Here is a 20,325-nt window from a genome sequence, read left to right as displayed (position 1 = left end):
GCTTTTGAACAGTACGATGCCTCATCACGGTCACTCTTCTCTGATAACTATTCCGGTTAGTTCGGCCATCTGCGCGGGCTTGCCCCCTAACCCGCTCAGGCCGATTCACGCATTATTATGAACGTTTGGGCGAAAAGGGCGAAGCGGATTCGCCTAAAACACGGCATTTCGTCCGTTGTGTCCCTTGCAACCGATCCCTTAGCGGTGCGTTCCTGATGCTTCCCCCCCCCCCCTCTGATTCTGTCGCGAACGCCTCGCCACGCTATCTGGCCCCCTTTCATCCCAAGCGGATCCCGCACCATTTTGTCGATGTTCTGGTGATCGGCGGGGGCGTGGCCGGGCTGCGTGCCGCCATGGAGGTTGATACGGGGCTCTCGGTGCTGATCGTCACCAAAGACGCCCTGAGCGAGTCCAACAGCGCCTACGCCCAAGGCGGCATCGCGGGCGTCATGGCCCCCGAGGACGAGTTCGAGAACCACGTCCGCGATACGCTGATCGCCGGCGGGGGGCTGTGCGACCGCGCGGTCGTCGAATCGGTTATCCGCGAAGCCCCCGCACATATCCGCAACCTGATCGCCTGGGGAACGCGGTTCGATACGTCTCAAGACGGAGAGCTACGGCTGGGCCGCGAGGGGGGGCACAGCCATCACCGGATCGCGCACGCCTTTGGCGACGCCACCGGACGCGAAATCATGCGGGCCATGCGGCGGCACGCGCGTGAGACGCTCTCGGCGCAGATCTGGGAAAACACTTTCACGATCGATCTGCTGACCGCCCCTCGGCAAGAAGATTCCTTGCCCGAGTGCCGCGGGGCGCTGGTCTGGAACACCGACCACGGCAAGACCTTCGTGTGGGCCAAGCAAACGATCCTGGCAACCGGCGGTGCGGGCCAGCTCTACCGCGAGACAACCAACCCGGCAGTTGCCACGGGAGACGGCCACGCGATCGCTTACCGCGCGGGCGCTGAACTCGCCGACATGGAATTCATGCAGTTCCATCCCACGGTGCTTTACATCGCCGGCAGCAGTCGGAGTTTGATCACCGAAGCGCTCCGGGGCGAAGGGGCATGGCTGGTTGATGACTCCGGCAAGCGTTTTATGCCCGACTACGACGAACGGGCCGAACTCGCTCCGCGCGACATCGTCAGCCAAGCGATCGTCCAGCAGATGGAGACCACCCAGCACCCCTGTGTTTACCTCGACCTCAGTCACCTGAACGCCGAGCATGTGCGTGAGCGCTTCCCGGGCATTACCCGAACCTGCACCGAGTTTGGTATCGACATCACTTCCGACCGCATCCCCGTGCGGCCCGGAGCCCACTACATGATCGGGGGCGTACGGGTCGATCACCGGGGCGCGACCAGCCTGCCGCGACTGTGGGCAGCCGGCGAGGTCACCAGCAGCGGGTTGCACGGGGCCAATCGCCTCGCTTCGAACAGCCTGCTCGAAGGGCTCGTCTATGGCGGACGCGCTGGGGCTGCGGCTTCGGCCGCCGCTCTGGTCGAGCCGGACGCCTTCCATGCGATCCCGCTCGAAAATCCGGTCCACGCGTCGACCAGCGAACCGCTGGACGTCAAAGACATCCGCAACTCGTTGCAGAGTCTGCTGTGGCGCTCCGCCGGCGTATGGCGTAATGCCGAGCGGCTTAATGATGCGCTCGCCAGCATTCATCGCTGGCGGCGCTACGTGCTGGACCGCCAGCTCACGACTCCCGCCGGCTGGGAATTACAGAATCTGGTGGAAGTGGCCGAACTCGTGATCCGTTCGGCCCTGATCCGAGCCGAATCGCGCGGGGTACACCTGCGGACCGATTTCCCCAAAGCCGCCGAGCGGTTCGCCAGCAGCCGCGTCCTGGCTCACCGGACCCCCACCGGCCCGGCCATCGCCCTGAGCCCGACCTAAGCGGGCAGCGGCCAAACCCTCCCCTGCCCTCGTACTCCCTGCCCTCGTACTCGCTGGTCTCGTACTCCCTCTTGTGTGGCGGGGATAACGCTGCGTGCGGCCAGCAGAAAAACGGCGGGCCCGCGAACCCTGCCCCCGTTCATCGCGTAGCCGCGATCAACGGAGTTCGAGGAGTCCGTTCTAGCGGATCAAGGACCGGGTCTCATCGACTGCGTGGGATAGACAATTCTGCGGCGTGGGGGCTAACCTTATCGGTCTTCCGATCGGCCCCGGCCGCGTCGTACACGTCACTAATCAGCACGGTTGAGCGGATGTCTGACAAGCCTACCGACCACAAGACCCCGCAGCCCCACGCAGGGCCGTTGCACGATCGGCCGATGATCGAAGCCGACGGGCTCTCGAAGTTCTACGGCGATTTCGCCGCGACACGCGACGTAACGTTCACCATCCGCGAGGGCGAGGTGGCGGCGTTCCTGGGGCCCAACGGTGCCGGCAAGAGCACGACGATGAAGCTCTTAACCGGCTATCTGGCCCCTTCGGCCGGATCCGCGCGGATCGCGGGGCACAATGTTTCGAGCGACCGGATCGAGGCGTCGCGTCGGCTGGGCTACCTGCCGGAAAACGGCCCGCTGTACCCCGACATGAGCCCCCGTAGCTTGCTGAGTTTCTTCGGCCGGGCCCGCGGAATGACGGGTGCCAAGCTTCGCAACGCGACCGAGCGAGTCATCACGCAGTGCCGGCTCGAGGCGGTCATCGGCAAGCCGATCGGCAAGCTCAGCAAAGGCTATCGTCAGCGGGTCGGGATGGCCCAAGTGCTGCTCCACGAGCCCGACGTGCTGATTCTGGACGAACCAACCGCCGGCCTCGATCCCAACCAGATCCGCGAGGTCCGCAAGCTCATCCGCGAGCTGGGCGAGACCAAAACGGTGCTCCTGAGCACTCACATCCTTCAAGAGGTTGAGGCGATGTGCAATCGCGTTGTGTTTATCAACGAAGGCCGCGTCGTCTTTGACGGCACCCCACAAACTCTCGGCGAGGGCGTTAGCCACCTCGACGAACGATTCCATGAGCTTACCGGTACGACAGTTTGAACAGGAAAGCCTAGGGCCGGCTGAACGGGTGCCGTCGATACCTCAACGGCGCTTTAGCCTCTCGGGCGTTCCTTTCACACTCTCTCCGCGTCACAAGTTAACCGTCTCTTTCGATTACGCCATCGCTACCCGGATCTAATATCACCCTATGAATCCGACTGTTCTTGGCGCGATCTTTCGTCGCGACTTCGTCAGCTACTTCTCGAACCCGACCGGATACGTTTTTATCTGCGTGTTCGTCATGCTGAGCGCGCTGGCCGCTTTCTGGCCGCCGGAGTTCTTTAGCAACAACCTCGCGAACCTCGATCAGCTCTCGGGCTGGATGCCGTTCATCTTGCTGGTGTTTATCCCGGCGATCTCGATGAGCATCTGGGCCGAAGAACGGCGGCAGGGGACCGACGAACTGCTGCTAACCCTGCCGGCCTCGGACCTGGATGTGGTCCTGGGCAAGTTCCTGGCCGGCGTGGCGATCTACACGGTTTCGCTGCTGTTCTCCATGTTCTCGATCTTCCTGGTCTTTTCCTGGGGACTGGGATCGCCCGACGGCGGGCTCTTTATCGGGTCTTACCTCGGGTATTGGTTCGTCGGCATCGCGATGCTGTCGGTCGGCATGGTGGCCTCGTTCCTCACTAGCAACCTGACAGTCGGCTTCATCCTGGGCATGGTGTTCAACGCCCCGCTCGCTCTGTTCGGCGTGGCAGAGCTGATTGTTAAAGACCCCGCCACCGCGCAGGTGATTCGTCAGTGGAGCGCTCTGGAGCAGTTCCGCGACTTTGAACGCGGCGTCGTTAGCATTTCGAGCGTGGTTTACTTCCTGAGCATTGCGGCCGTAATGCTGTACGTGAGCATGGTGCTCATCAGCAAGCGCCACTGGGCCGGTGGTGACGATGGCGAAACCAAAGGGGGTCATTACCTGCTCCGCACGATCTGCCTGCTAGCGATCATCGGTGCCGCGAACATCTTCCTTACCAACCACGATGCCCGGGGCGACATGACCACCGAAGGGCTCAACAGCCTTTCCGCGCGGACCATCGAGATGGTCAAAAACCTGGGGGCGGATGACGCGGTTCCTCCGATCCGGGTCGACGCGTATGTCAGCCCGCAAGCGCCCGCCGAGTATGCCTCTCAGAAACGCGACTTTCTGGCAACGCTCGACGAGCTGGCCGCGGCCAGCGGCGGCAAGATCCGCGTCACCAAGCACGAGATCGAAAATTTCAGCGAGCAAGCCACCCTGGCCGAACGGGCCTACGGCATCGAGCCCCGACAGGTCATCACCAACGTGCGTGGTGCGCGCAAGACGGAAGAAATCTTTCTCGGAGCCGCTTTCAACTGCGGCCTGGATAAGGTGGTGCTCCCCTTCATCGATCGGGGCATCCCGGTCGAGTACGAATTGGTGCGCTCCATCACGACCGTTGCCCAGCAGAAGCGGCAACGGATCGGCCTGCTCAAGACGGCGGTCGAGCTGAACGGCGGCTTCTCGATGCAGGGGGCAATCGATGAGACCCAACTCATCCGTGAGCTGAAGAAGCAGTACGACGTTGTCGAGGTCGATCCGGCCAGCCCGATCACCGAGAAGTACGACGTGCTGCTCGCCGTGCAGCCGTCGTCACTTGGCCCCGCGGAGATGGATCATTTTGTGGCGGCGGTCAAGAGCGGCCAGCCGACCGCGATCTTTGAAGACCCGTTCCCCATCCCCGGCTTCTGGCCGAATGTGGTGGGCACGTCGCAGCCCAACCCGCCCGCTGGCGGGGGCATGATGGGCATGTTCGGCGGGGGCGGTGGGCCCCCTGCTCCCAAGGGAGACATCGCTCAACTGTGGAACCTGCTCGGCGTGCGTCTGGTCGGCGATGAGATCGTTTGGCAAGACTACAACCCTTATCCCAGTGCGGGAGACATGGTCGAGTCCACCTGGGTGTTTGTGGACGAAGGCAACGGCGCACTCGAGCCCTTCTCCGAACTCGATCCGATCACCGGCGGATTGCGTCAGTTGCTGCTCCTCTATCCCGGTTCGCTCCGCGGAGACGCGCGCGAGGGGATCGAATTCACCCCGCTGGCGGTAACCGGCAGCAACACGGGCACGCTGACGCACAGCGATATCCAGATGGCTGCCCGGGGTGGTTTCGGCCTCCGGCAGAGACGCACCGGCGAGCAGTACGTGCTTGCCGCCCGCATCGCCGGCGAGGCCCAAACCGTTGAAAAGCTGTCGCTCGACGCGCTCAACGAAAAGGCCGCCGACAACGAAGATGAAGCCGACGCCGACCAAGAGACCGCCGCGGCACCGGCTCCGAGCCCGCTCAACGCGGTGATCGTGTCCGACATCGATTGCCTCGCGGATCCGTTCTTCGCGATCCGCGAGATGGGCTCGAGCGACGACATGCTCGTCCAGTGGAACTTCCAGAACGTGGCGTTCGTGCTGAACGTGCTCGATTCGCTGGCCGACGATGATCGGTTCCTGGAGGTTCGCAAGCGGACTCGTCAGCACCGCATTCTCAGCAAGATCGAGCAAGCCACCGAGGACTTCCGCAAGAAGGCGAGCGAGAAGAGCGCCGAATTCAAAGACGAAACGCGCGACGAGATCGCCGCGGTGCGGAGCGAGTTTGACGAAGAGATCGCAAAGATCGAAGCACGCACGGACCTGACCCCGGTCGCCAAGCGTCAGCTCGTGGAGTTCACGCGAACGCGGCTCAGCCGCAGCCGCGACGTGAAGATCGAAGCGCTCGAGCAAAAGCGTGACCGCCAGATCCGCCAGAGCGAGCGGGACCTCGACGCACGCATCCGCGGCGTTCAAGACTTCTACAAGGCCGCGGCCGTGCTGCTGCCTCCGATCCCCCCGATCCTGCTGGCGTTCTTCGTGTTCTTCCACCGCCGCTCGGCCGAGCGCGAGGGCGTGGCCAAGTCGCGTCTGCGTTTTGGCAAGGCCCCCGAAACCACCCCGCAAAACACCTGACCTGAGACGCCCCCCAACGGCCCGACACTGGTGCCGCTCTCAAGCACTGCGAGCGACACCGCCTTTGCTCCGCGCCAGAACGCGTCTTCCTTCGGTACACCTGACGGCTACGAACGATGAAAGAAAGCTCGACCACCCTCGCTTTCCTCGGCACCGCCACGCTGGCGGTGCTGATCGCCATCGGCACGCGCCCCTCGGACGCGACCTACGAAGTGGATGACCTGATCGGCAAGCCGCTGACCAAGGCCTTCACGCCCGAAGAGGCCAAGTCGCTGAAGATTCTCAGCTTTAACGAAGAAACCGCCACACTGCGCGAATTCGAGGTCACCGAAGCGGACGGCGTGTGGAGCATCCCCTCGCAAGGCGGCTACCCGGCTGACGCCGAGCAGCAGATGGCCGATGCCTCGACGGCGGTGATGGATCGCGAGGTGCTAGCGATCGTCAGCCAAAGTGCGGGCGACCACCCCGAGTTCGGCGTGGTCGAGCCCTCGCCGAACCTGCAGGTCGGCCAGACCGGTGTCGGAAAGCGTGTAACGCTCGCCAAAGGAGACGGCACGGCGCTCGTGGATCTGATCATCGGCAAGCAAGTGAAAGACGAACCCGATCAACGCTATGTTCGTCGCGTCAATCAAGACGTGGTCTACATCGTCGATCTGGACGACGCGAGCCTCTCGACCAAGTTTGAAGACTGGATCGAAGACGACCTGCTCGATCTCAGCCCGTTCGATATCGAGCGGGTGCGGATCAAGGACTACACCGCGGAGCTCGTGCTGCAGGGCTTTCAGCCCAGTATCGAGTGGGATCGCCGAACCGATATGACGCTTCGCTATGACGATAGCGAGTCCAAATGGCAAGCCGATAAGCTGCTGGCCTTCGACACGCGTGCGAACGACTACCGACCCTTCGATCTGAGCGAGCTGGAGCAACTCAACGACGCGAGCCTCGGCGAGCTTAAGAGCGCACTCGATGATCTGCGGATCGTCGATGTCGAGCGCAAGCCAGCCGGTTTGAGTGCCGACCTGCGTGCCGGCGAAGACTTCCTTAACAACCGCGAGTCGGTCGGCAGCCTAGTCCGCCGCGGCTTCGCACCGGTCCCCATGGAAGACGGCCAGACGGAGATCCTCTCCAGTGAGGGCGAAGTGGTTTGCTCGCTCAAGACGGGCGTGGAATACGTGCTGCGTTTCGGCAATCTCCAGGCGGCAACCGAAGAGGGCTCGGCCGACATGGAAACCGACCCCGCCGACCCCAGCGCTACCCCGGCCGAAGGGGCGGGCGTGAATCGTTATCTGTTCCTGAGCGTACGACTCAATGAGGACCTGATCGAGAAACCCACGCTGGAAGACCTGCCCGAACTGCCCGAGGGTACCCAGGACGGCAACACCGACGAAGCGGCTGACACAGCAGACGACGAAACTCCGAATGACGAGTCAAACGAGGCGGACGAAGACGGCCAGACCGATCAAGACGCGGCGGACGCCGCCGCCCCGTCAGAGGAAGTGGCCGCGTTGATCGCTGAGCGAAAGGCGATCGAAGAGCGTAACCAACAGGCGCTCGACTCCTACCAAGCGAGCCTCAAGAGCGCCCGCGAACGGGTCGCCGACCTCAACGCCCGCTTCGGCGACTGGTACTACGTTATCGCCAACGAAGTTTACAAGAAGATCCGCTTGGGGCGTGATAAGGTGATCACCGCCAAGGAGCCGGAAACCGACGACGCGACCGCCCAAGAAACGACGACCACCACGGGCTTCGGTGCGCCGGGTGCGGCGATCCCCGGCCTGCCTCAACTCGGCCTGCCCGCCGAGGAAGAGGACACCCAGGAAGACGACGACGAAGAAGCCAACAGTACCGAAGGCGCTGCCGCCACAGGCTCAGAGGACGCGCCGGCGGATGTCGAGCCCTCGGCGAACGCCGACTCCTAAGGCTTTCGCAACGATTTTTGCGGCAGACAGCGGAGCCCGCGCTCGCTTGAACTGAGCATCGGGTTGAGCTGAGTTGACGGGCCTAATTCGGGTAGTGAGCCCCGCCCGTCGATCGAGTCACATCGCCCGACGGCAGACTCGCTTAAGCCTCGGCTTCGCCGAGGCTTTTGAGCAAGTTGAAGTTGAAGAGGCCGGTGTTGTGGCCATCGCTGAAGTCGATGCGGTAGGCGTACGCGCCGACGGGGCTCATTCCGGCAACGCTCAGCGGCCGCGCCTCAGCGGCAGAGAGCACAGTCAATTGGTTGGCCGGCGGCGGGGGTGCGGAGCGCTTCTCACGGCAGGTCGCGCAGGGGCAGGCCTCGCGGAGTTCCGCGGCGCGGTAAACGCGCTGCTCCCCGTCGCTCCACACAATGCGCACGCGCGCTTCATCGGGCCGGCTGAGTTCGACCGGCACCGGCGTTGCGGGGGAAGGCTTGGGATTCATACGACAACGTCCGGTTGTTTTCTCAGATCGCGGAAGCGGCGTGATTTGCCCTCGGAACGGGGCAAACTCTGCGGCGTGACCAGCTGCACTTCGATCCGCAGACCGAGCCGCAGGCGTAACTCCTGAGCGATGCGTTCGGGGAGTCCCAGGCGGTCCTCCACTTCGACAACGATCTCATCCATCTGACCACGTTTGCGGACCGTGACACGGTGCTCGGTTACCTCTGGAAAGCTGTGCAGGATCCGCTCGATCGAGGAAGGAAAGACGTTCACGCCGCGAACAATCATCATGTCGTCGGCACGGGCCAGGACCCCGCCCTCCAGCCGCACGAAGCCGCATCCGCCTTCGACCACCGGCCCCACGGGCCAAGCCGGGCGCACCAGATCGCCGGTGCGGTAGCGGATGACTGGCGATCCGAAGCGTCCGAGCGGCGTGAGCAATAGGTGCGAAAGCTCACCCGCTGCGGCGGGCTTGCCCGTCTCGACCGAGAGAAACTCGGCCAAGAACTCCGTCTCGATCACGCGCAGGCCCGGGCCGACCGCTGCCCCCGAGATCGGGGCGAGCCGTTCATCACCAAAGCCCCATGGGCCAACCTCGGTGGCACCGGCGTGGTCAATGACCTCGGCGTCCCAGGCTTGTTCGATCCGCTGGCGTGTCTCGGGGATGCTCCCCCCCGGCTCACCGGCGAGCAGCACCTTCTTGATCGATGACCGGGTGGCCTTCATGCCAAGTTCTTCGGCAAGATGCAGCGCATAGGTTGGCGTGGCGAGCAGCACGGTGGCTCCGCTGCGTGCGATCAATTCTCCACGAGCACGGCTGCCCATTCCGCCGCCGGGGATCACCCGCACCCCCTGCGCGACCAACGCGTCGAAGGCGCTCCAGAAACCGATAAAAGGACCAAACGAGAACGCGAGCAGAGCCCGATCGCCCGGTCCGATCCCGGCGGCATCCAGCACGTGGCCCCAGGTGTCGATCCACCACTGCCAGTCCTCGGCGGTGTCGAGCACTTCCAGCGGCTTGCCGCGGGTGCCCGAGGTCTCGTGCCGACGCACGTACGCGCGGTCGGGCTCGGTTCGCCATTGATCCGCTTCCGCGGCGGAGAGGAGCTCTTCTTTGCTGGTGGTCGGCAGCGCCCGAAACGCTTCGAGCGAATCGAACCGTGGCGGCTCGGCACCGAATTTGTTGCGGTACAACGGGCTTGAAACAACGGCGACCGTCAGCAAATGGTTGAGCCGATCGAGCTGCTCCGCCTCAATCTCGTGACGGGGCAAGAGCCATTGGCGGCGGCGATCGGGGGAGGGTTGGTTCACCCCCGTATTCTATCCGCTAAGGGAGACTTGTTCCGAGGTGCCCCCCCGGGAAGGGCCTGGCCCGGCAGTCGTTCGTTCCGGCGGTGGCCTGCCTGGGCGTTGGCTCGGCCTTGGCAGAGACCTCGAGGGATCGACGCGCCACGCTTCAGCCTCGAAACTAGGCGACCCCCTTTCTAACTAGCACGCGGACGCACCGCGGACCGGCAACACCGAGCGGCGGATGGGTTGGGCAACCCCTGAGAGTTATTTCGATCAGCTCGAACGCTGGCTAGCGTTAGAGGGCGAAGCCGAGCGCGAACGGCTCGCGGACCGGCGTCGGCAGCAACGCGCCGGTAACCCCGAGCGATCGGGCGAGACGCTCGTCAACCTGCGCGTGACGGACCATCGTACGGGGCTGGCGGGGCGGCTGCTGATGGACTTCGCGAAACCGGCGTCCGAGCCACTGCCGATGAACCGACTCAAGGTCGGCGCGCCGGTCGTTGTTTCGGGCGAAGACGATCCCGATCTCAGCGGCCAGCCGGGCGTTGTCAGCGCACGACGTCCGAACACCATCCAGGTGGCTCTAGACGATTGGCCCGAAGGACGCCGCTTTCGGATCGATCTGTGCCCCGACGAATCCACCCGGTTGCGACAGCTCGGGGCGATGAGTCGGGCGCGTGGTTTGAGCGGTTCGGCAACACGGTTGCGAGAGGTCCTGCTAGGGTTTGAAACGCCCCGCTTCAACGATCTGCCGCGTGTGGAAATGGTGACCGCCTTGAATCCGCCGCAAGAAGAGGCGGTGCGATTCGCGCTGGCGGCGCGCGACCTCGCGATCGTTCATGGCCCCCCCGGAACGGGAAAGACAACCACCCTGGCGGAGATTGTGTTGCAGGCGGTGCGGGCGGGAGAAAAAGTGCTCGCCTGTGCTGCCAGCAACACGGCGGTCGACAACCTCTTGGAAAAGCTGGCGGGGGTCATGCCGTCGGTGCTGCGGGTGGGACATCCGGCGCGGGTTTTCGAGGCGTTGCGCGGCCACACGCTCGACGAACTCGTCGAGAACGATGAGGCTTCGGCGATCGTCCGCGAGATGCACCGCGATGCCGATCGCCTGCTCCGCGCCGCCGACAAGCCTTCACGCTCACGAGACGCACACCAGCGCAGGCGTGAGCTGCGAGCCGAAGCCCGCGAGCTGCGGCGCGACGCCCGCCATCTTGAGCGGCACACCATTCAGCAAGTCATCGACGCGGCCGATGTTGTCTGCACAACGCTCACGATCGATGAAGAACTGCTCGGAGATCGTCGGTTCGACCTGGTTGTGATCGACGAAGCCTGCCAAGCGACGGAACCCGCCGTATGGCAGGCGGTTCTGCGGGCCGAACGCCTAGTGCTGGCGGGCGATCACTGCCAGCTGCCGCCGACCGTGCTCTCTGCCGAAGCGGCGCGCGAAGGATTGGGCGTCAGCCCTATGGAGCGCCTCGTCGGCAGCGCCGGCAGCGATGTGTTCCGGCGGCTGACGGTCCAGTACCGTATGCACGAAAGGCTGATGGCCTTCCCCAGCGCGCGTTTCTACGCGGGCGAATTGGTCGCCGACGCCTCGGTACGCGGCCGTCGCATCGCCGATCTGCCGGGCATTCAACCAGAACTGGCAGAGCGACCAATCCTGGAGTTCTGGGACACCGCCGGTGCCGGCTGGGACGAGCAGCTGGAACCCGATGGCTCGAGCAAGCAGAATTTGAAGGAGGCGGGCTGGGTTGTCGGGCAGGTCCGTGAGCTTCTCGAAGGGGGCGTTCCGGCCGATGAGATCGCGGTGATCGCCCCCTATGCCGCGCAGGTGCGGCTCTTGCGTGGTCGGCTCCAGGTGCCGGGGCTTGAGATCGATACGGTTGACGGTTTTCAGGGACGTGAAAAAGAGGTGGTCGTTATCACGTTCGTACGCAGCAATCCGACCGGTGAGATCGGCTTTCTCGGCGACACGCGCCGAACGAACGTGGCGCTCACCCGGGCAAGAAGCCTGATGAGAGCGATCGGCGACAGCGCGACCTTGGGCGGCAACGAGTTTTACGCGGCGCTGCTCGACGATATCCAGCAGCATGGCGAGTACCACAGCGTGTGGGAGCTGGGCGACGGAGCTTAACGAACCCGTGAGGGGGGAGCCCCATCACCAAAGGGCCCGCGCTCGACGGGGTGGCTGACGCGGACGCGGCGCTACCACCGGCAGACTTATCGGCGGTGGCGGCCTGCTGCACAGGAAACAAGCAGGAGGCTGAGCGTCGCCGGCTCGGGGATGGCGGTTCCAACCCCCCAATTGCCGAGCAGCGCGTTCAGTTCGTCGTTGTCGATCGTGGGTCCCACCGGCGGGTCGCCGTTCCAACCAACGGGCAAGGGGCTGGCGGCAACGCCCCAGTTGGCGAGCAACAGGTTCAGATCGGCGTTATCTACCTGACCGTCTCCGCTAAAGTCGCCCGGTACGGCCGCTGCTGCAACCAAGCGCAGCGTGCTGACGCTGTAGGCCGGCATGGTGTAGCGGAAGGCGTTCACCAGATCGATCGAGAGCTGCCCCGCCGCCACCGGGTTCGGATTAGCACTCGTGAGCTGATACACCTGAGCGGTCGTGTAGCGACGCTCATCGGTCACGGTGACCGCGGCATCCAGCGGCGCGCCGGTCCGGTTGATCGCAACGATGACCAACTCGTTGGGATTGTCGGTCGATTGGCTGGCATAGACCGACGATTGGGCGATGTCACTCGTCGCCGCTGCGACCGAGAGATCGCCGAAACGGCTCCCCTGCCCGTCGAAATCGGTGAACATCTCGAAACCCGCGGCCACAAAGGGGGCGTTCGCCTCGCCCTCGATCGGCCACCAATTGGCGTTGAAGACGCCCTCGCGACCGAACACGCCGAGCACGTCGGCCTGGGCGATGCCCCCGGAGATGTGGTTGCCGCCGCCGTAGTTGTATTCCGAGATCGAGATCAGCGTGCCCGGCTTCAGCTCGTCGATATCCGCACGGACACGGTTGAGCAGCTCGACCCCCTCATCATTACCGGCACCGCTGTAGTCCTTGGTGATGAACTCGGTGATGTAGCTATCCTCGATGTAGGTCGAGTCCCACAGGGATCGCGGTGCCTGGACGCGGGCCTCGATCATGGCGGGCGTGTTGTTGGTGTTACCGATGATCCGTACGCCGCCGCCACGAGCCTCGGGATACCAGTGCAGGTCCAGCGCGTCCATCAGCACGCGTCCCTGCTGCTGTTCGGCAGCGGCCATCGTCGTCAGCAGCCAACGATTAAAGTGCAACCCGTCTGCCGCACGCGGCTGGGGCACCTGCTGATTGAAGTCGGGGGCGCTGTTAAGACTCTGCATGGCGTCCCAGCCAAACGTTACCCCGCCGAGAACTTTTGCACCGGGTGCCACCTCCTTGATGGCCGAAGCGTGCGCGATCGAACGCTGCCCGACATCGGCGAACGTAGGGCCCGTTGTGCCGTAGAGACGCGGGTGGGTGTTGTCCCACAGGCCCGGCTCGTTATCGAGCAGGTACATCACCTCCTGGCCCGCTTGGCGATTCGACTCAACCCAGTTGACGAACTCATCGGTGAACACATAGTCATCGGTCTTGTTGGGGGCGAGACTCAACGGCTGGCCCGGATAGATCGCCGACTTCTTGGCGCGCACCTGATGCCACCGCGAAGAGGGGGCGGCTTGCGAAGCAAGGACGGCCTGATTGTTGTCGGCGGCGACATAGCCCGCCATCGGCACGGTGACGGCGGTGCTCACGCCCAGCGCGGCGGCCTCTTGCAGCGTTGGCAACACCGCCTGTCCGGGGGGCGTGTTCGGCTGAAAGCCCACCAGCAGCGCGTCGCTGTAGTGCAGAAAATCTTCCCCGGCGTTGGAGCTGTTGGTCTCCCAGTTGTAGCCGGTCCAGCGATTGCCCCCGAGCCGCAGGCTGCCCACGCCCGCGGGGCGGAGCGAGCCGTTCACGCCGTAGATCCGCGGCGAAATGGGCGTCGTGCCGGCCGCAGTGCTGATCGTTAGCGCGATGTCTCCCGGGCCCGGGTCGCCCGGCTCGATCGCCTCCGCGGTACCTGACCCTGTAAAACCGAGCAGGGCAATCATCACCGCGGCGCTGAGAGATTTTCGGAACATCGTTCGATCGGTGCTGATGAGGATCGGTTGGGCTGGCGAACCGGCGGGCGGGTGCCGCCGCCCGCCGGCAGTAAAAGCCACGCCGGTTTTGGTCGCAAACGCTTGAGCGAAACGCCGACCGGCACACCTCAGGGGGTGCTCGCCGAGTCGAGTGCCTCGGTACGGAAGTCGAACCGATACGTCCACTCGTCGAAGTAAAGATTATGACCATCAATCTCCACCTCACCACGCTGGAAATCGTTCGGCTCACTCCGAAAACTCGTCTTCGGGGGGATCAGCTCGCGGGCGTAATCCAGATTGACGATCATCCGATACGGGTCGCGGGCACCCAGATAGAAATCGGCAACGCGCGGATCGTCGCTCTTGCGCACGCCATACGATGCGTCCACCGGGAGCCAGCCCCACGGCAAGACGTAGATCTCCGACCAATCGTGCAGGTTCCACCGGCCGGGCTGGGTCTCCCACCCCGACTGCCAGCGGGCCGGCACCCCGGCGGCCCGACACAGCGTGACGAACACCGTCCCCTGAACGCCGCAATCGCCCCGCCCCTCGGCAAGGCCCTTCTGCGAAAGGCTGGGGATCAGGCAGTACTCGTACTCGCCCACCCAGAGGATGTTGGCCGACACCCAGCGGAACACCCGCCGCGCCTTCTCAAGCGGATTGGTCTGGTCGCCCACGATCTCGTCCGCCAGACGCCGCACCGCGGGCGTTAGCGCCTCGTGCGGCAAGCGCTCGGCCGTGTAGCGCCGATAGTTTTCGTCCGCCGGGTCGTAGGGCTGAACCTGATCCGGATCGATCCGCGGGCAGTACGCCTGCGAGACGAACTCGACGGTCATCTGAAAGGTGGGGGCCTCGCTCTCGCTGGCACCGAGGGTCTGCTCGAAGTACGCCGACCGATGCGGCACCCCGTTGGGAGCAATCAGCTTTACCGGGGGCTCGCTGCTCACCAGCCGCACCTCGGTTTGCGGGCCGTATTCCTGCGGAAAGGGCAACCAAGCCCGCACCACGGCACCGGGCCGCAAGCGCGGCTTCACTCGCGGATGCGTGCCGTTGATGCGCACCTCGTACTCCAACCGATGCCGGATCGCGGTGAGCCGCTTGGTCGGCTCGGTCTGCGACTGATCGACAATCTCACCCAGCAACGCATCGAGATCGAACCGCTCGCGCGCTTCGTCCGGGGGCCGCTTGGCGTTTGTCGCGTCTCGGCGCCCGCGGGCTGCGGGTTCGATCAAGAACAGGTTGTTCGGCGCTTTGCGGAAGTAGCGAACCTGGCCGTCGATCACACGATGCTGCAAGGCTCCCGCAGCGGTCCAGCGATCGATCTGCTCGTCGGTAACGTCGGGCAATCGGCTCCGTAGCGCGACGAGTAATTGGTCTCGATCGAGCGAATACTCCAGCCGCGTGCGGCGGAGGATTTCAAGCTGCCGGGCCGCGTCGCCGACAACCGGCCCGAGAGGATCTGCTACCTGCGTACGCAACAGCGCCTCCGCCTGAGCCAATTCGCCGCGTTCAAGCAGCGTGGCGAGCTCGTCCGCGGTGGCAAGCGTAGCCGCCGAGAGCCATGCGGCGCTCCACAGGACGAGGCAGGTCGTGAATCGTTGTCGGGACATGCCCCTAAAGTAATCGCTCGGGACCTCAGCGGCGATTGGGACTTCGCCGGGTACTCGGCAACCCCTGCCGGACAAGCTGGACCGTGGCACCCGTTTAGCAGTGCCACCAGCCGCTGTCAGCGGGGGTCAACGCTGACAGCAGTCCATCCCGACAGCGGTCGCGGTCCGATTTAGCTGTTCAGAACGATCGCAATGGAAACAACTCCAGACAAGATTGCTCTAGATGATTCATCAGATGGCGAATACTGGACAGCAATAAAGGCTAGGCCCGCAACTGCAGCTGTCGGTAAGCCTTTGAGAAATATGCTGAGGTAATTCTGATTCGTCACGCTAACGCTGTTGATTCGATTCTCAAGTCGGTTGGGGAGTTATCGTCGAAAGTTGTGGATGGCCCTGGTTGAAGAGGGCGGCGGGTTTGGGGAGAAGGGAGTCGCCTGACTTCCAACCCTTTGCCGCTGGAACCTGCCGCCATGAGCGAAGCTGACCTGCCCCCACGTGTGGAACCCGTCAATAAGTTAGGGTTTGGCGAACCGGCTGCCGGCACCCCTTCTATCTTACCGTCGGTGGCCTCTGCCCACCCCGGCACCGCGCTTCAGCGGTTCAGAAGTTTACCGTTTCACCGTTTCACCCTTCCCGGGGAGTGGTGAAACGCGGTGAAGCGACGGGAGCGGCCGCGTCGCGGCGGGGCGACACCGCCAGCCGTTAAAAGCCGTTGCTAGGGCTCTCGGTGAGCCGGCGCGCCGGGCTTTTCGCCTTATTCTGGCCCTAGACGCAATGAAGGGCCCTCACAGCGACATGAAACAGCAGCAGCCCACCGCCGCTTCAAGCGACTAGGCCCCAGGGTCTAGCGACTAGGCCACGGGGTCTAGCGACTAGGCTGGAATCCCCTGCCCGGTTGGCTGTTCGTGCTCCGCCCTCCCGCCAGCCGCCAGAATGCCAGCCCCAAGCGAGTTAGCCATGACGAATCCTGTTTTTCACCGGATGCGGTTTACCCCCCTCGTCGGTCGCGGCTGGCCCCTGGCGATCGCGTTGGTCGGGCTGCTTGCCATGCCGGCTGCCGGCCAGGTGTTCAACGCGGGCCCGGCCGACTCGGCGCTGTTCGATACGGTGATCAACCTGCCACCCGCCCCCAGCATCAGCTCCGGCCAAAGCATCGGGGGCGACGGCCAGACCACGCAGGTCAACCTGGGCGACGGCGGCTTCATTGGTTCCTTGTTCGACGTCCTAGAGGGCGGCGAGCTCAACATGACCGGCGGCCGAATCTCGACCGCGATCGATGTCCGTTCTGGTGGCGAGTTCAACCTCAGCGGCGGCTCGATCGGTTTCACCGGCCAGGCGTTCTCGGGCAGCTTTGTGACCATCACCGGCGGCCTGATCAATCAGGGTTTCGAGGCGCTTGCCGGCAGCACCGTGCTGCTCAAAGGCGGAGCCGTGAGCCGGCGGTTTGAGGCCAGGGCGGGCAGCGGCGTCGAAATCTTCGGCCAGGACTTCCTGCTGAACGGCGTCGCCATTCCTGCGGCGAACCTCGCGAACGTCTCGCTTGCCGACACCGACGTGCTGACCGGCGTCCTCGAAGACGGCTCAACCTTCATCTTCAGCCCGCAAGCCCAAGACGTGATCCTCGACGTCAAGCTCACGCAGTCAGCACTCCCGGGCCCGGCCGACACCACGCCGATCGTCGTCGACACGGCCAACCCGGTCCGCCCCTCGGGTGTGCGGGCGGGTCAAACCTTCACGCTCCGCGCGGGCGGCGAGTTGCCCATCAACTTCGAGGCCGTGGACGCCACGGTGAACATCGAAGGCGGGGTGTTGGGCGATCACTCGGGCTTCTCACGCAGCACGGTCAACGTCAGCGGAGGATTCGTTGATGCCTTCTCCAACGCCTACGCCGGCGCCACCCTCCACCTCACCGGCGGCGAGTGGGGCCGCTTCAGTGACGCCCACTCCGGCAGCGTCGTCAACGTCAGCGGCGGAACTCTGGGAAATTTCTTTGAAGCGCAAGCCGGCAGCACCATCAATATCAATCAGGGCGTGGTGAGCCGCAGCTTGACGGCGCTGGCCGGTAGCAACGTGGATATCACCGGCGGGGCGATCGGGTTCGACTTCGACCTCCAGGCGGGCAGCGACGCCGAGCTGTTCGGCGGCGAGTTCCGCTTGAACGGCGAGGCTTTCACCGGCTCCACGCTCACCCTCGGCGACAACGACGTCTTCACCGCCACGCTCGCGGACGGCTCGTCGCACATCTTCGCCGGCAACCGCAGCGACGACATCGTCGGCCTGAAGCTGACGCCGGTCGAGCTGCCGACGCTCGACACCACGCCGCAGGTGATCAGCACCGCCGACCATGGCCGCCCCTCGGGCCTGCGGGCCGGTCAAACGCTGACCGTCGTCGAAGGGGGCGTGCTGGGAAACTTCTTCGAGATGGTGGACGGCAGCACGGTGAGCATCTGCCCGCCCGCGGAGTTGCCCGCGGCAACTGCTTCACCGCTTCACCGCTTCACCACTCCCAGGGGGAGAGTGAACCCGGGGTAAGCGGTGAAACGCTGCCACGCACGCCGCGGTGGGTGGCGGCGGAGACCGGCCCCAACGCCTGCCCTTAGCGCGCAATGCCGTACTGCTCCACCTTGCGGTAGAGTGTCGCGCGGCCGATGCCGAGCAGCTTGGCCGCCTCGGGGATCGCCCCCTTGGTCCGCTTGAGCGCCTGCTGAATCAGCCGCCGCTCAGCGTCTTCCAGCCGAAGCGACTGCGGCTCGGCGTCTTGCCGTCCCACGCCACGCAGCGCCAAGTCAGAGGGAACGATCGCGTTGCCCTCGGCCATCACCACCGCGCTGTCGATCACGTTGCGCAGCTGGCGGACGTTGCCGGGCCAGTCGTAGCTGAGCAGCCGCTCGCGGGCGTCGCTCCCCAGGTGCAAGCCCGGCCGACCGTGCTCGGCCCGGAAGTGATCCAGGAAGAAGTCGATCAGCCGTCCGACATCGTCCTCGCGATCCCGCAGCGGCGGCAGCAACAGCTCGAACACGCTGAGTCGATAGTACAGGTCCTCGCGGAACTTGCCCTGCTTGACGTAGGTCTGGAGATCTTGGTTCGTGGCGGCGATCACCCGCACATCGACTGAGATCGGCTCGGTCGCCCCGACCGGCAAGAAGGGGTGCCCCTCCAGCACACGGAGCAGCTTGGCCTGCCCCTCGGGCGTCATTTCGCCCACTTCGTCGAGGAACAGCGTGCCGAGGTCCGCCTGCTGGAAGTAGCCCGTGTGGTCGCGGTCCGCACCGGTGAACGAGCCGGCCTTGTGGCCGAAGAGCTGGCTCTCCATGAGGTCGTGAGGGATCGCTGCGCAGTTGACGCTCACCATCGACCTCTCGGCCCGCTGGCTGGCCCGATGGATCGCCCGCGCGACCAGCTCCTTGCCCGAGCCGCTCTCGCCCCGGATGAGCACGGCCCCCTTGGCCCGCGAGATGCGACTGATTTTGTTCTTGAGCTCTTGCATGGGCGGGCTATCGCCCACCAGCTCGTCGTACCCGGGCGACGACGCCACCAGCCGATCAAAGCTCGACCGCAAGCGCGTGAGTTCGAGCGCCCGATGCAACGCCACAACCAGCAGGTTGGCGACACTGATCGTGAAGTCGAAGTCCGACTGCCGAAACCTGCCCGACTCAAGGTACGCGTGCAACGCGCCCAGCGCACGCGGGGGCTCGCTCGTCGGAGCGCGGCGCGTGGTGCCACGGATCACAAGCGGGGCACAGATGGCATCGGCAAACGCACCGAGCTTGCCGCTGGCGTCGGCGGCTCCCTGATTGGCCACCCACACCGCGTGGCCCGCCCCGGCCACCAGTTCGGCCAGCGAGGGGCTGAGCACCATCCGCTCTTGAGCTTCGGGGGGCGATGCCAGCTTGGGCACGAGCGTCCCCTCGTCGGTCTGCCACAAGAAGCCCACGACCGAGGCGCCGGTCCGTTTGCGCATCAAGTCCAGGGCGGTCTGAACAAGGGTCTCGGGGTCGCTGGACCCCAGCAGCTTGATGCACAGCTGGTACAAGAGCATCAGCTCTTTGACCTGCTCCGAGTTGGGCAGCCCATCGAGCGACGCCTCGTCCACGCCGCCGGTGAGGACCGGCACCTCGTGGATCAGCGTTTGCGTCAGGGCCGGGTCGTCGCCCTCGGCGGTGGGCGGCTCTTCAGAGGCGTGAAACTCGAGCTGAGTCGAACCAATGCGGATCAGATGGCCGTCGCCCAGGGCCGCGTCGGACGCCTTCTGTCCGTTGACAAACGTGCCATTGCGGCTGTTGTTGTCACTGACGCGCCAGCCGTCGTCGACCCAGGCAATGCGGGCGTGAACGCGCGAGCAGAGCGGATCGCCGACCGCGATCTGGCAGGCTCCCCCCCGGCCCAGCAGCACTTCGCCCGAAGGGGGCAGCGGAAAGCTGGCACCCGCTCGCGGTCCCGATAAAACGGTCAAGTAAGCGTACAACCGAGCCCCGTTCCGCATCGCTGCCGTGGTGTTGGTTTGCCCCGACACGTTAATCTAAGCGGCAAAGGCCCCGGCGACGAGGGAATCGCCCGCCGTATTTTGCCAACGGGGCCGGCAGCGGGCCCAAAAAGGGCGTGCCCCGCCCCCGCAGCACCCGCCAGGCGGCCGCGAAAGGGGCGGTCCCCAGCGGCTGGCCCAGCGGCTGGCCCAGCGGCTGGCCCGGCCGCGGGCTGACCATCTTGGAGCGGAGCGAAAGCTCTGCTACGCTGTGCGTTCACGGGCTGTAGCTCAGCTTGGCTAGAGCGCTGCGTTCGGGACGCAGAGGTCGAAGGTTCGAATCCTTTCAGCCCGACTCTTACTAGTGTACCGCGTCGCTAATCCCTGATCTTATCGAGGGTGGCTTTTGCCCGGGCGACTTTCTCTAGGATGGCGTTGGCGGTTTTGGTCCAGGTGAAGCCCTCGGTGGTGTCGTTGTGGTG

Annotated in this window: 12 protein-coding genes and 1 tRNA gene; 8 read left to right on the top strand and 5 right to left on the bottom strand. The window is 64.7% G+C overall.

Annotated features, from left to right (window positions below; all coding sequences use genetic code 11):
* Window positions 1–215 precede the first annotated feature (215 nt).
* From nadB to Pla111_RS13525, 4 genes are all read left to right on the top strand, one after another.
* Window positions 216–1,901 (top strand): L-aspartate oxidase, encoded by a 1,686-nt coding sequence (nadB, locus tag Pla111_RS13540; RefSeq protein ID WP_146574986.1) that lies wholly within the window; start codon window positions 216–218, stop codon window positions 1,899–1,901.
* Between the two features lie 311 nt (window positions 1,902–2,212).
* Window positions 2,213–2,992: an ABC transporter ATP-binding protein gene (locus Pla111_RS13535; RefSeq protein WP_391581027.1), complete on the top strand. Its 780-nt coding sequence runs from the start codon at window positions 2,213–2,215 to the stop codon at window positions 2,990–2,992.
* Between the two features lie 148 nt (window positions 2,993–3,140).
* Window positions 3,141–5,939: a Gldg family protein gene (locus Pla111_RS13530; RefSeq protein WP_146574985.1), complete on the top strand. Its 2,799-nt coding sequence runs from the start codon at window positions 3,141–3,143 to the stop codon at window positions 5,937–5,939.
* Between the two features lie 116 nt (window positions 5,940–6,055).
* Window positions 6,056–7,858 carry a DUF4340 domain-containing protein gene (locus Pla111_RS13525; RefSeq protein WP_146574984.1) on the top strand — a complete coding sequence of 601 codons (1,803 nt, stop codon included), beginning with the start codon at window positions 6,056–6,058 and terminating at the stop codon, window positions 7,856–7,858.
* Between the two features lie 142 nt (window positions 7,859–8,000).
* Here the strand turns inward: Pla111_RS13525 and Pla111_RS13520 are convergent, their stop codons facing one another.
* Together Pla111_RS13520 and Pla111_RS13515 are read right to left on the bottom strand one after the other, a co-directional pair.
* On the bottom strand, window positions 8,001–8,342 hold the full coding sequence (locus Pla111_RS13520) for a DUF971 domain-containing protein (protein ID WP_146574983.1): 342 nt from the start codon (window positions 8,340–8,342) through the stop codon (window positions 8,001–8,003).
* Window positions 8,339–9,652, bottom strand: coding sequence for a phenylacetate--CoA ligase family protein (locus tag Pla111_RS13515; protein ID WP_231931037.1), 1,314 nt, complete (start codon window positions 9,650–9,652; stop codon window positions 8,339–8,341). The genes Pla111_RS13520 and Pla111_RS13515 overlap by 4 nt, the downstream gene beginning before the upstream one ends.
* A gap of 220 nt (window positions 9,653–9,872) precedes the next feature.
* On the opposite strand from Pla111_RS13515, the gene Pla111_RS13510 reads away from it, so the two are divergent.
* Window positions 9,873–11,765, top strand: coding sequence for an AAA domain-containing protein (locus Pla111_RS13510; protein WP_146574982.1), 1,893 nt, complete (start codon window positions 9,873–9,875; stop codon window positions 11,763–11,765).
* Between the two features lie 86 nt (window positions 11,766–11,851).
* Here the strand turns inward: Pla111_RS13510 and Pla111_RS13505 are convergent, their stop codons facing one another.
* Both Pla111_RS13505 and Pla111_RS13500 read right to left on the bottom strand, forming a co-directional pair.
* Window positions 11,852–13,771 carry a glycoside hydrolase family 44 protein gene (locus tag Pla111_RS13505; protein ID WP_146574981.1) on the bottom strand — a complete coding sequence of 640 codons (1,920 nt, stop codon included), beginning with the start codon at window positions 13,769–13,771 and terminating at the stop codon, window positions 11,852–11,854.
* Between the two features lie 128 nt (window positions 13,772–13,899).
* On the bottom strand, window positions 13,900–15,381 hold the full coding sequence (locus Pla111_RS13500) for a transglutaminase-like domain-containing protein (protein WP_146574980.1): 1,482 nt from the start codon (window positions 15,379–15,381) through the stop codon (window positions 13,900–13,902).
* 957 nt (window positions 15,382–16,338) lie between these two features.
* Here Pla111_RS13500 and Pla111_RS13495 point away from each other — a divergent pair.
* A complete protein-coding gene (locus Pla111_RS13495; protein ID WP_146574979.1) occupies window positions 16,339–17,913 on the top strand; it encodes a hypothetical protein in 1,575 nt (524 codons plus the stop codon).
* 64 nt (window positions 17,914–17,977) lie between these two features.
* Here Pla111_RS13495 and Pla111_RS13490 read toward each other — a convergent pair whose 3' ends face one another.
* Complete coding sequence (locus Pla111_RS13490) at window positions 17,978–19,846, bottom strand: sigma 54-interacting transcriptional regulator (RefSeq protein ID WP_231931035.1); 1,869 nt, start codon at window positions 19,844–19,846, stop codon at window positions 17,978–17,980.
* 134 nt (window positions 19,847–19,980) lie between these two features.
* Here Pla111_RS13490 and Pla111_RS17305 point away from each other — a divergent pair, with 134 nt between their 5' ends.
* Together Pla111_RS17305 and Pla111_RS13485 are read left to right on the top strand one after the other, a co-directional pair.
* Window positions 19,981–20,133 (top strand): hypothetical protein, encoded by a 153-nt coding sequence (locus tag Pla111_RS17305; protein ID WP_197525032.1) that lies wholly within the window; start codon window positions 19,981–19,983, stop codon window positions 20,131–20,133.
* Window positions 20,124–20,198: transfer RNA gene (locus Pla111_RS13485), tRNA-Pro, on the top strand. Before Pla111_RS17305 ends, Pla111_RS13485 begins: the two co-directional genes overlap by 10 nt.
* Window positions 20,199–20,325: the final 127 nt, after the last annotated feature.

It is taken from the genome of Botrimarina hoheduenensis, assembly GCF_007859815.1.
Classification (GTDB): Bacteria; Planctomycetota; Planctomycetia; order Pirellulales; family Lacipirellulaceae; genus Botrimarina; species Botrimarina hoheduenensis.
Note: the sequence above shows the minus strand (reverse complement) of the source record. Positions and strands in the feature narration are given on the sequence as shown.

Coding starts and splice junctions, on each gene's coding strand:
- Pla111_RS13510 (WP_146574982.1), top strand. CDS start 9,873: ATGGGTTGGGCAACCCCTGAGAGTTATTTCGATCAGCTCGAACGCTGG.
- nadB (WP_146574986.1), top strand. CDS start 216: ATGCTTCCCCCCCCCCCCTCTGATTCTGTCGCGAACGCCTCGCCACGC.
- Pla111_RS13500 (WP_146574980.1), bottom strand. CDS start 15,381: ATGTCCCGACAACGATTCACGACCTGCCTCGTCCTGTGGAGCGCCGCA.
- Pla111_RS13505 (WP_146574981.1), bottom strand. CDS start 13,771: ATGTTCCGAAAATCTCTCAGCGCCGCGGTGATGATTGCCCTGCTCGGT.
- Pla111_RS13520 (WP_146574983.1), bottom strand. CDS start 8,342: ATGAATCCCAAGCCTTCCCCCGCAACGCCGGTGCCGGTCGAACTCAGC.
- Pla111_RS13525 (WP_146574984.1), top strand. CDS start 6,056: ATGAAAGAAAGCTCGACCACCCTCGCTTTCCTCGGCACCGCCACGCTG.
- Pla111_RS13530 (WP_146574985.1), top strand. CDS start 3,141: ATGAATCCGACTGTTCTTGGCGCGATCTTTCGTCGCGACTTCGTCAGC.
- Pla111_RS13495 (WP_146574979.1), top strand. CDS start 16,339: ATGACGAATCCTGTTTTTCACCGGATGCGGTTTACCCCCCTCGTCGGT.
- Pla111_RS13535 (WP_391581027.1), top strand. CDS start 2,213: ATGTCTGACAAGCCTACCGACCACAAGACCCCGCAGCCCCACGCAGGG.